Here is an 11,319-nt window from a genome sequence, read left to right as displayed (position 1 = left end):
CAAAATACCCTAGAATCTTATTATACTTTAGGAAGTTCATTTAACTTACACATATTCCTAAATTGCCAATAACTAGGCTCTAAATAATAAGAATAAGGAGTATAATAAAAGATAATTAAGCCTATACTTCCAAGAAAGACTAAAAACTTTGAAACGCTTTTTGTAGATTTAAAGATGATTTTATAAATAAATTTTAATATAAGATAAGAAAGAATAGTAGAAATTATAATAAGAAGTAATATATATGTCATGGGTTATCTCCTTAGATTCTCTATTTTATTAAAATTAAGATGTAATTTTGTGGTTTAGTGTTAGCAGTATAACTTTTTCTTTATCATTAAAATAATAGAGCTTGTTTTTTCATATATTTTTATCCTTTTATAGGTTTTGCATTTGATTTTTATTCTAGCTGTAAAATAATTTTTATTTAATTTTACTCATAACAAATAAATTGATATTTAAAAATTTAGTATATTTATTCTATATGTGTTAAATTTTTTATCAATACGGATATATTATTATCCACTTTAAGATTATTGGTTTCTAAATTGAAAATTGCATAGCTTAATACTCCTAATATAATCAATGCTGGCACAACGATAATAAGTTTTTTAAAATACAATCTTATAAATTTTTGCCAAATATTTTCTTTCAAACCAGTTTTATATGCTTTATTAAAAGCTAACTCTTCTTCTATCTTATAAACCGGTTTTAAAGATGTGGCAATATTATTGCAAAAATGAATTATTTTTTCATCTCTATCCTTAGTCTCATTATATTTTCCTTTATAACCAAGAATCAAACAAGCATAGATAAATTCCAAAAAATCTTTAAACTTAAAAGGGTTATTAATCCAAGATGATGCAATATCATAAAAATTATTTCCACCTAAAGTTTCATCAAATAACCTTACAGTTAGAGTATTGTGAGCCCAAAAATTAATAAAAAGTTCATTTTTCATTAAGCTTTCATCTATAAAGACACAAAGACAATATTTGAATTTAATAATTTCTTTTTCATCATATTCTTTACATATACTTAATTTAGCGGTTATATCTAAAATTTTATTAATCAATGTTTCTCTAAGTTGATTAATACTACTTGTATCCATAGAGCTTATTTTTGAAAGTCTATAAGAAAGCAAAAGCAACTCCAAAGAATAATCAATAATTTTATTGTTTTTTAAACCATCAAAATCTGAATCAAGAAGTAAGCTTAATGCCTTTTTTTCTTCATTTATTTCTTTCATTGAAATACCGCCCACATTATAATATCAGGGTTTTTTATATTGTTGGTCAAGTACATACTAATGATACTTTCATTTTTAAAATCTTTAAACAGTTGATCTCTTTTATCTAATTTATAATAAACATAACCATTTAAATAAGGAATGCTAGATGGAACATTAGGTACTTGATCTACATTTAAGCCCTCAAGCTGAGTTGCGACTATATTTTTAATTTTACTTTGAGTATGTATCTTGCTTTGAATTTTAAAATTATTAAGTAGATATTCTGTAGTAACATCTGCACGAATTGCGAAATAAATTTCACTTTCTTCTAAAATTCCCGAATTATCAAAAATAAAATCATAAAAACCGTTGCCGTTAATACTAGTCTTAGCTATAAAATATTTAGGGCTTGTGATTTTAGAAAATAACAATCTTAGATTATTCATCATATTTAAAAAAGTATTATAAAGATTATCGTGTTTATAAGGAATAAAATCTAAAAAAGATTCTTCGTTGCTAAAAGCTGCAAGCTCTCCTTGAAATTCTAAAAATTTTTCGTATAAAAATTCAGGATGTATTTTATCTTTTTTTGATAGATGTGAAAATATTAAATACCATTTTTTTAAAAGATTAAGGGATAAAAAAGTGCTAAAATCCAATGTATTTTTTGTTTGATCGATTCCTTTAAAAACATTAGATAGAACTTTTTTATGTTGATTGATTGAAAAAATAATTTCTTCCAAAAAGGATCTTATGGTAGATATTTTGCTGATATTTAAGCAAGTGGGTATAAAATCACTTTCTAATTCAATTTTTTTATTGATATCAATATTTTTAATTTTTGCAATTGGTAATTCAAGTTCATCAGGAGTTGAATTACCTAAAATGCCAAGTTTTAATCTTAAACTAGCAAGAAGTAAATCTTTTTTCTCTTGTGTAAAAGTCAGATTTTCAAGTTCGTACTCATCTTCAATTTTGTCCATTACATTAGATTTTGAATCATCATAATTTCTTAAAGCAATACTATTTCTAAGACATATAAACTTTGAATTTGGAAAAGTATTTCTTAAAGATAAATCAGCAATATCAGTAACTCCGATAGGAATTTTTAATACCACAACTGAATCAATTAAAGATTCATAATTGATTTCAATAGGCTCAGGCAACAAATCTTGCTCAGGTGCATTAAAAATGCTTCCATCTTGTGCGATACCTGAAATTTTAGAAAGTGCAATTTTTCCTTGCAATAACATCTCTTGAGAAAATTCCAAGTCTATTATTCCATATAAATTACTATATATATTTATAGTTTTAAGATCTATATTTCTATTAAAAAATCTTTCTTGCTGCTCAAAATGGGTTTGTCCAATATTAAGTCCATCAAACCAAGCAACTTTTAATTTATTTGCCATATATTATTCCTATTTAATTCTTTTGATACCTTCTTTGGATATTTCAAATTTTAAATACTTATTCTTCCCAAACCCATTTGCATCTTCGGTCTTTGCCCATATTTTTGTTGTTTTTTTTGTATTATTTGCAAATAATACAAGAATGCCTACATAAGGAACCTCTTCTTCATCTACTTTAACCGCGATAATATTGTCTTTAGGTGCAATTTGCGTTTTAATAGAATCAAGTTTATCCTTGCCTAGTACCCCCTCTTCTCTAGTAGCCAAATCTATATCACTTGCTTCTTCAAATTTTTTAATATCCTTAAGTTGATATACAATAGCCGTAACAGGAACATCATCATGTCTATTATTAAGATTGGAATTCTCTACATTATTTATCTTAACACTAACAACACTTGAGCAAGCGCAAAAGAATAGTGGCAATAAAAAAAATAAACTTTTTTTACAAAACATGAAACTAAAGTATCCTTTCTATCTTAGAATATATAATTTATGATTAATTGAGTAAATTTTTTAAAAAATTAACATAATATTTTTTAAAATTTAATTATAATGAGGCAAATTTTTGGAGGAATTAAATGTATTTTTGTGATCAATTGAAAAATAATTTAGATGAACTACAAGAATTTCAGTTACTTGAAGATGAGATGTCAAAATATAAGACTTTAAACCATGAAAATATTTCTTGGGATAAAGTTTATCAATATTCTCAGTTTATATTATTAAATCATTCTTTAGATTTTAAAATTTGCAACTATTTTCTTTTATCGTGTTTTAATTTAAACAATGAAGAATGCTTTGAAAAGCTTTTGCTTCTTTTTCAACATTTAAAAAAACTTATAGATGAAAATAATGCTTATATATTAGCTCAAAAGCGAAAAATTCAAATTTTTATTCAAAATTTTATTCAAGAATACAATAAAACAAAAGTGCTTATATCATCTGAGATTGTTAATCAATTTATTACTTTATTTTCCGAATTTGAAAATTTGCTATCTTGCAATTTTGCAAAAATTGAAATTGCTCAAGTTGCACCACAACTTCCAAAATCTCCTGTAGCTCAAGTATCTGTAAACATTAGAAGCGATAATATTAACTCTTTAAACGAGAGAGAATATAAAAATTTTTATCAAAAACTTGCATTTGAGCTTTTGGAAGAGGATGAAAATAATCTCAATATCTACGCTTTATTCACCCAAGCAATGTGGGGGAAAATCAGGTGTTTGCCTGAATGTAATAATGAAAAAATTACTAAAATAAGAAAACCTGATGCAGATATAATTCGTATATTGCTTTCTGATAAAGAAAATGATATAGAACATATTAAATGTTTTATGCATGAACTTATTTTAAATCCTTTTTGGATAGAGGGTGTACAACTCTTTTGTGATTTTTTAGAAAAAAAGAAAAAAAATAAACAATTAGACATTCTTATAATATTAACAAGTGATTTTATTTCTAAATTTGATACTATTGAACTTCTCCGTTTTCAAAATGGTGATTTTATCTGCAAAGAAGAAGTTTATAAATATTTTGTTAAATCCAAAGAAAATAAAAAAAGTTTTTTTTCAAGTAAAAAAACTGACAAAGAACATACATTACAAGATTTTGAGCAAATGCTGATGAATATTGATAAAGAAAATTTTAATAATTCTATTATGAATAATATTAATTCCTTGCTAGATATGGTAAAAATTTTTGAATCAAAAGGAATGAAAAAGAACTCTAAAATTTTAAATATATACTTAGTAGAGTTAATGGAAAAAACTCTACTAAAAGATTATCTAGCCGAAGAATATGAAAACGCAAAAAATAAAATTAAATGATGCAAGATTAAATTTAGCAAATTTTAATATAATAATTAAGCTAAAATTTTTATTTTTAAGGATTTAAAATGTCAGATGGATCTCATGCTCCAAAGGAACGAATTAATATTACATATAAAGCTAAAACTAATGGACAAAATGAGGATGTGGAGCTGCCGTTAAAATTAATGGTAATGGCAAATTTAAAAGGAAAAAACGAAACCCCTTTAGAGGAAAGAGAAATTTTGCAAATTAACAAGATCAATTTTGATCAAGTTATGAGAAAACTCAATATAACAACGAGTTTTAGCGTAAAAAATACTCTTGGAACAGGAGCTGAAGAGCTTGATGTTAAGCTCAATATTGCTAGCATGAAGGATTTTTCTCCAGATAGCTTAGCTAAACAAATACCTGAGTTAAACAAATTATTGCAACTAAGAGAAGCTTTAATGGCTTTAAAAGGTCCTATGGGTAATATTCCTGATTTTAGAAAAGCTGTTTTAGAAGCGTTAAAAAATGAAAAAACTAAAGAAAAGTTACTTTTAGAAATTAAACAAGAAGAGCAAGGAAATTAAAATGGCAAATACCAAAGTAATTGATACGCCAATTATTGAACAAATTATGGAGAAAAGCAAATACTCTAAAACTGATGAAAGTTATAGTATTGCCAAAAGAGGTGTTGCTGAATTTATTTCAGAAATTGTAAAAAGTGATAATGCCGAAGAAAAAATCAATAAATTTGCACTTGATGAAATGATAGCCCATATTGACCATTTACTCTCAAAACAAATGGATGAAGTTTTACATAATGAAGAATTTCAAAAACTTGAATCTACTTGGCGTGGACTTAGATTTCTAGTTGAAAGAACTGATTTTAATGAAAATATAAAAATCGACCTATTTGATATAAGAAAAGAAGAAGCTTTAGAGGATTTTGAAAACAATCCAGATATAACACAAAGCGTTGTTTATAAAAATATATATTCTTCAGAATATGGACAATTTGGAGGAGAGCCTGTAGGAGCAATCATTGGAGATTATCAACTTGGATCAGCAAGTCCTGATATGACTTTTTTAAATAAAATGGCTAGTATTGCGGCTATGAGTCATTCTCCCTTTTTAACATCTTTTGGACCAAAATTTTTTGGGCTTGATGATTATTCTGAACTTGCAAATATTCAAGATTTGCAAGGTTTGCTAGAAGGTCCTCAATATACAAGGTGGAGAACTTTTAGAGAAAATGAAGACTCTAAATATACAGGCTTACTAGTGACAAGATTTTTAGCAAGAAGCCCTTATGATCCTGAAGAAAACCCTATTAAAAGCTTTAACTATAAAGAAAATGTTCATGCTTCGCATAATCATTTATTGTGGGCTAATTCTTCGTATACTTTTTGTACAAGATTGACAGAAAGCTTTGCTAAGTATAGATGGTGTGGAAATATTATAGGACCAAAAAGTGGAGGGACTGTTAAGGATCTGCCTACTTATCTTTATGAAAATTTTGGAACTATACAATCAAAAATACCTACAGAAGTTTTGATTACAGATAGGAGAGAGTATGAACTTGCAGAAGCAGGTTTTATAACTTTAACATTAAGAAGAGATAGTAATAATGCAGCATTTTTTTCAGCAAATTCTCCGTTAAAACCAAAATTATTTCAAAATACCCCAGAAGGTAAAGAAGCTGAAACAAATTACAGATTAGGAACTCAACTTCCATATATCTTTTTAATTTCAAGATTGGCGCACTATTTAAAGGTTTTACAACGAGAAGAAATAGGGAGCTGGAAAGAAAGAAGCGATATTGAAAATGGACTTAATGAATGGATTAGACAATATATTTCCGATCAAGAAAATCCACCTTCTGAAGTGAGAAGTCGTCGTCCATTTAGAGCAGCACAAGTGAAAGTTAGTGATATACCAGGAGAGCCAGGATGGTATAAAATAGGGCTAAGTGTCCGACCTCATTTTAAATATATGGGCGGTAATTTTGAACTTTCTTTAGTAGGAAAATTAGATAAAGAATAATAATGTCCTTGCTAGATAAACTGATCCATAATTTAGATGAGCAAAACATTCATATTCCATTCTATCAAAATGATTTTGAGGATGTAAAGAATAATATAAAAGTTTTGCTCAACTCTAAGATTAATGACTGTTATACCGCGAAAGATTTAGGGATGCCAAATATGACTGACATTAATCTTAGTTCTAGCGAATTATGCATATCAATGGCTAAGGAAATAAGAAAGTTAATTGATAGTTATGAAAAAAGAATACGAGTTGTTTCTATTACTTATGATAATAATTTAAGTCCTTGGCAACTTTCTTTTATTGTAAAATGTTTTTTTCAAGAGGATCGTTTTAAGGAATTTAGCATAGAAATTATTTTTAAAAATAATAGATATTGTGAGGTTAAATGAAAGATAATATCTTTTATTATCAAAAAGAGCTTGAATATCTATATGAAACTAGGGAACATTTTGTAAAAAATTATCCAAAACTAGCTCCATTTTTAGCTTACAATAGCAAAGATCCCGATGTAGAAAGAATTATTGAAAATTTAGCCATCCTAAGTTCTAAAATTCACCAAGAACTTGATGAAAATATCCCGCATATTGCAGAATCTTTAATCAATATAGTTTCTCCAAACTATACAAATCCCATACCCTCATTATGTATGCAAGAATTTAAACTTGAACAAAATAGCAAAGAAAATAAACTTACTATTCCAAAAGGAACCGTTGTTAAATCAAAACCTATAGATAAATGCATTTGTGAATTTAAAACTGTTTATGATGTCTATCTTTACCCTATTTCGATAAATGAGGTTTTTGCATCAAGTAAAAACCAAGACTATACTTTTAATTTAAAATTACAAATAGATAAAGCAGAAACAAAAATAAGTGATTTGGGCTTAGAAAAAATTAATTTATATTTAGGTAACGATACTTACATGTCTACTACTTTATTATTATATATACATTCTTATTTGAAAGAATTAAAAATTCAATGTTTGGAAACTGATGAAGAATTTTTTCTTAATACTTACGATATTGAAAAAATAGGATTAAATCCAGATGAAAGTAGTTTATCTTATAATGATTTAGGCTTTGAAGCTTTTTCTTTGTTAAGGGAATATTTTTTTATGCCCCATAAATTTAATTTTCTAAGAATTAATAACTTAGATATTTTAAATAATTGCCAAGGAAGAACAATTAATATTGAATTTAAATTCTCTAAACCATTTCCTGCAAATTGCATATTTAGAAAAGAATTGTTTTCTTTAAGTATGACGCCTATTATCAATATCTTTGCAAAAAGTGCAGAACCTCTTATAAATAATCATAAAAAAGATAGTTATCGAATTTTTGTTGATAGAAGCCAACCTAAAGCTTATGAGATTATACAAACATTGCAAGTTAAAGCACACAATAGCGAAGGGGGTAAAAGATTATTAAAAAACTATAAGAGTTTTGAACGTTTTGAATTTTTAAAAGATAATCAAAAAGACTTTTATAGCATAAATACTAAAAAGAATTCTAAAGGAGAAGTATTTAGCGAAATTTCCTTTTTCTCCTCTTATTTAATGGATGAAACTATAAGCATTGATCTTTTATGCTCCAATGGAGATCTGCCTTCAAGATTAAAAATAGGAGATATTAATAATTGTAATTTAAAAGGTGTTGATACTAAAAATATCGAAATTCCAAGTGAAGCGAGAAGATGCAGCGTTGATGGCAATTTATTGTGGAAACTTGTTTCTGTATTATCTTTTTCTTATCAAACCATATTAAGTAGAAAAGCTTTTTTTGGTGTATTAGAAAGCTATAGTTTTTTAGATAATCAGTTAAATTGGAAATCTTATGAACTTTTAAAAGAATCTATAGTTGATATTCAAAGCAAAAGCACTTATCTAATTGATGAAAATATTACAAAAAAAGGGACCTTAGCTATTTTTAGTATTAAGGATTCTAAGTTTTATACTTTAGGTGAAGTCTATTTACTAGGATTAGTTATATCCAAATTTTTAGCATCTTTTGCTAGCATTAATTCCTTTTGTGAATTAAAGATAAAATGTCTTGATTCAAAAGAAATTCTGCATTATCCTGCTTCTTTTGGAAAAAAAGCTTTAATATGAATGATCCAACTTCATATAGTTTTTTTAAACTTATAAGAAAGCTAGAAAAAAATTATGGGAAAAAAAATATATTTTTAAGAACCAATAAAAGTTTAAAGCATCCAAATAAAGATTTAGAAAAAATTATTTTTTCAGATCAATCATTTATAGAATTATTTGTAAATTTTATGGGCTTACATGGAGTTTCCTCACAACTTCCTTCATTTATGTTAGATAAATTATCCAGAAATGAAGATGGAGAACAAGGTTGGACTTTATTTTTTGATTTTTTTAATCACTATTTACTTTGGATATTTTTCGATGTTATTGGCTTAAAAAATTATCCAAGATCTTTTAATGATAATTTTAAAGACTCTATTTCTCAAATTTTATTTAATATATTAGGAATTAAAGAATACGATATTGCAAAAAAATATTTACCATTTGCACCTTTATTATTGAGCTTAAGACGTCCAAAAACATATATAGAAAGAGTTTTGCAAGTTAATTTTAAACTAAAAGACAAATTATCAATCATTGAAAATTTGCCTCACCAAATTTTAATCTCTGATACTCAAAGAAATAAACTGGGCGTAAAAAATCATGCCTTGGGGAGTAATTTCATACTAGGTGATAAATTTACCTCTTATCAAAATAAAATAGCAATTTATATAAAAGATATTTCATATCAAGAAGCGATTAAATTTATGCCCAATGGAACTAAACATGATGATTTAAAAAATAGCATAATGTTTTTAACAAATAATGAATTTTGTGTTGATTTATATCTTAAAATCAACTATTCTTCAGAAATGAAGTTTGTGTTAGGAGAAGAAAATACCGCCAAACTTGGCTGGGCAAAAATCTTAGGAAACACGCAAAAAAAATTCACCATAGTATATATGAAACTTTATGAATAAATATTCATAATCATAAAACACACTCAAATTTACCCCAACTATGCTACAATATTTACAAACAAATATAAATAAAAATTTAATCACACTTATAAGCTTTGTATTTGATAAATCTTATTACCACATTAAGGAGAAAAAATGGCCTCAAATTCCTTTATGAGTCTTAATATATCAAATTCTACTTCAAATCCCCTACCCTTTAAAATCACTAAAGCCCTCATCAAAGAAAGTTTTGAAGAACTTTTTTCTATAGAATGTGAAGGCTTTTTTGAAAGTTTAGAACAAGATTTATTTTCTTTAAATACTTTAACCAATGCTTCATCTCATCCAAGCACCCCTACAACTTTTAATTTTCATCCTAATGTTTTAATCGATCAAGAAGCTATTTTAAATATCCATAATCCTTATGAGAATAATACCTTAAACTTTGATAACAATGAAGTAAAAAACTATAAGGGAATTATCACTTATATAAAATATCTAGGTATTAATCATGAAAGTGCTTTAAATATTAATGATAGCGCTTCAAATACTAAGCAAATAAAATACAAGCATTTTTTTTCTTTTAAGCTTCAATCAGTTTTGATAAGACTTTCTTTAAATAAAGCCAATCGTATTTATACTCATACTAATATTATAGAAGTGATTAAACAAACCCTTGGTTTTTATCAAGATATCTTACATAAAGAAATTGATTATTCTAATATACATTTTAATTATGAAGAACAAGAACTCATCTCTCAATACAATGAAAGTGATTTAGACTTTATTACAAGATTAAGCCATAATAATGGAATCTTTTTTTATGAAGATGAGAACACTATTTATTTTTGTGATGTATATAAAAATGTAAAAAATAAAGAAATTGAGTATAATCCTAATGTTAATAATATTTTAAATCAAGCTTGTATTTCTTCTATTTATAAAGAGCAAAGCTTAAGAACTAATTCTTTTACACATTCTAGTATTAATGCCAATACTCCTTTAAATCTTTTATCTTTACACTCTAGTAAAGTTCCTTATGAACAAGAACTTAATAACAAAGCTTATTATAATGAACATTTTTATGAGAGTGAATATTCTTTTACAAAAAGCATTGATTTAAAGACTAAGCCTTCTCTTAAAGAAAAAAGAGCCTTAGTATTAAATGAAAGCTTACTAGCAAAAAGTAATATTTATCATCTTAGCTTAGGAGATTTTATCACTTTAAATTATAAGGAGTTTAATCATCAAGAAGAAATAAAAAATCAAGATGAAGAAAAACAAGATAAAGCTTCTTTGCTTAAAGACTTTATTATTATTGCTAATACTCAAATCTTAATTGATGATGCCATCTTAGCTAATTCTATTAATACGAATGATCATTTAAATTTAAAAGATTTAAATTTAAGTAAATCTTATTCTAATACTTTAACTTTATTAAAAAAGAATATTATCTTTACTCCAAGTTTTAAAGCTAAACCTAAAGCTCCTAATAGCACTCAAGGTATTGTTATAGGAGAGAGTAAGGATATAGAAAGTGAGAGAAATACTATTTATACTGATGAGCATGGAAGGGTTAAGGTAAGGATTAATCTTTATGTCAATCAAGAAGAATTAGATAATGATACTTTTATTACAAATGATATAGATACAAATTCTTCTAATTTATCAAGCAATACTTATAAATCTTATCATCACACTCCTTTTTTAAGAGTAGCTTCTAGTATAGCAAGTAATCATTCAGGTTTTTTTCATACTCCAAGAATAGGAGATGAAGTGATTATTTCTTTTTTAGATGATGATATAGATAAACCTTATGTAAGTGGAAGTTTGTATAATGGGACTA

At 26.1% G+C, this 11,319-nt stretch carries 10 protein-coding genes; 7 read left to right on the top strand and 3 right to left on the bottom strand.

Going from position 1 to position 11,319, the window contains the following annotated elements; translation table 11 throughout:
- Window positions 1–475 precede the first annotated feature (475 nt).
- The 3 genes from icmH to tssJ are packed head-to-tail and all read right to left on the bottom strand — an operon-like array spanning window position 476 to window position 3,099.
- On the bottom strand, window positions 476–1,249 hold the full coding sequence (icmH, locus tag AJN70_RS01570; protein ID WP_002881837.1) for a type IVB secretion system protein IcmH/DotU: 774 nt from the start codon (window positions 1,247–1,249) through the stop codon (window positions 476–478).
- On the bottom strand, window positions 1,246–2,643 hold the full coding sequence (tssK, locus tag AJN70_RS01565) for a type VI secretion system baseplate subunit TssK (RefSeq protein ID WP_002779660.1): 1,398 nt from the start codon (window positions 2,641–2,643) through the stop codon (window positions 1,246–1,248). Before tssK ends, icmH begins: the two co-directional genes overlap by 4 nt.
- A 9-nt stretch (window positions 2,644–2,652) precedes the next feature.
- Window positions 2,653–3,099 carry a type VI secretion system lipoprotein TssJ gene (tssJ, locus tag AJN70_RS01560; protein WP_002779659.1) on the bottom strand — a complete coding sequence of 149 codons (447 nt, stop codon included), beginning with the start codon at window positions 3,097–3,099 and terminating at the stop codon, window positions 2,653–2,655.
- 125 nt (window positions 3,100–3,224) lie between these two features.
- On the opposite strand from tssJ, the gene AJN70_RS01555 reads away from it, so the two are divergent.
- The 7 genes from AJN70_RS01555 to AJN70_RS01525 form a co-directional block, all read left to right on the top strand.
- On the top strand, window positions 3,225–4,472 hold the full coding sequence (locus AJN70_RS01555) for a type VI secretion system domain-containing protein (RefSeq protein WP_044779648.1): 1,248 nt from the start codon (window positions 3,225–3,227) through the stop codon (window positions 4,470–4,472).
- Between the two features lie 68 nt (window positions 4,473–4,540).
- Window positions 4,541–5,026 carry a type VI secretion system contractile sheath small subunit gene (gene tssB / locus AJN70_RS01550; protein ID WP_002881833.1) on the top strand — a complete coding sequence of 162 codons (486 nt, stop codon included), beginning with the start codon at window positions 4,541–4,543 and terminating at the stop codon, window positions 5,024–5,026.
- A 1-nt stretch (window position 5,027) separates the two neighbouring features.
- Complete coding sequence (tssC, locus tag AJN70_RS01545; protein ID WP_002881832.1) at window positions 5,028–6,482, top strand: type VI secretion system contractile sheath large subunit; 1,455 nt, start codon at window positions 5,028–5,030, stop codon at window positions 6,480–6,482.
- A gap of 2 nt (window positions 6,483–6,484) precedes the next feature.
- Window positions 6,485–6,877: a type VI secretion system baseplate subunit TssE gene (gene tssE / locus AJN70_RS01540; RefSeq protein ID WP_002881831.1), complete on the top strand. Its 393-nt coding sequence runs from the start codon at window positions 6,485–6,487 to the stop codon at window positions 6,875–6,877.
- Window positions 6,874–8,595, top strand: a complete 1,722-nt coding sequence (tssF, locus tag AJN70_RS01535; RefSeq protein ID WP_002881830.1) for a type VI secretion system baseplate subunit TssF — start codon at window positions 6,874–6,876, stop codon at window positions 8,593–8,595. The genes tssE and tssF overlap by 4 nt, the downstream gene beginning before the upstream one ends.
- A complete protein-coding gene (tssG, locus tag AJN70_RS01530; protein WP_002881829.1) occupies window positions 8,592–9,494 on the top strand; it encodes a type VI secretion system baseplate subunit TssG in 903 nt (300 codons plus the stop codon). The genes tssF and tssG overlap by 4 nt, the downstream gene beginning before the upstream one ends.
- A gap of 135 nt (window positions 9,495–9,629) precedes the next feature.
- The coding region (locus AJN70_RS01525) for a contractile injection system protein, VgrG/Pvc8 family (RefSeq protein ID WP_261669646.1) at window positions 9,630–11,319 on the top strand (1,690 nt) is incomplete at its 3' end.

The sequence above is a fragment of the Campylobacter sp. BCW_4341 genome (assembly GCF_001764255.1).
In the GTDB taxonomy this organism is placed as follows: Bacteria; Campylobacterota; Campylobacteria; order Campylobacterales; family Campylobacteraceae; genus Campylobacter_D; species Campylobacter_D jejuni.
This window is presented reverse-complemented; position numbering and strand designations above follow the sequence as displayed.

Coding starts and splice junctions, on each gene's coding strand:
- icmH (WP_002881837.1), bottom strand. CDS start 1,249: ATGAAAGAAATAAATGAAGAAAAAAAGGCATTAAGCTTACTTCTTGAT.
- tssK (WP_002779660.1), bottom strand. CDS start 2,643: ATGGCAAATAAATTAAAAGTTGCTTGGTTTGATGGACTTAATATTGGA.
- tssJ (WP_002779659.1), bottom strand. CDS start 3,099: ATGTTTTGTAAAAAAAGTTTATTTTTTTTATTGCCACTATTCTTTTGC.
- AJN70_RS01555 (WP_044779648.1), top strand. CDS start 3,225: ATGTATTTTTGTGATCAATTGAAAAATAATTTAGATGAACTACAAGAA.
- tssB (WP_002881833.1), top strand. CDS start 4,541: ATGTCAGATGGATCTCATGCTCCAAAGGAACGAATTAATATTACATAT.
- tssC (WP_002881832.1), top strand. CDS start 5,028: ATGGCAAATACCAAAGTAATTGATACGCCAATTATTGAACAAATTATG.
- tssE (WP_002881831.1), top strand. CDS start 6,485: ATGTCCTTGCTAGATAAACTGATCCATAATTTAGATGAGCAAAACATT.
- tssF (WP_002881830.1), top strand. CDS start 6,874: ATGAAAGATAATATCTTTTATTATCAAAAAGAGCTTGAATATCTATAT.
- tssG (WP_002881829.1), top strand. CDS start 8,592: ATGAATGATCCAACTTCATATAGTTTTTTTAAACTTATAAGAAAGCTA.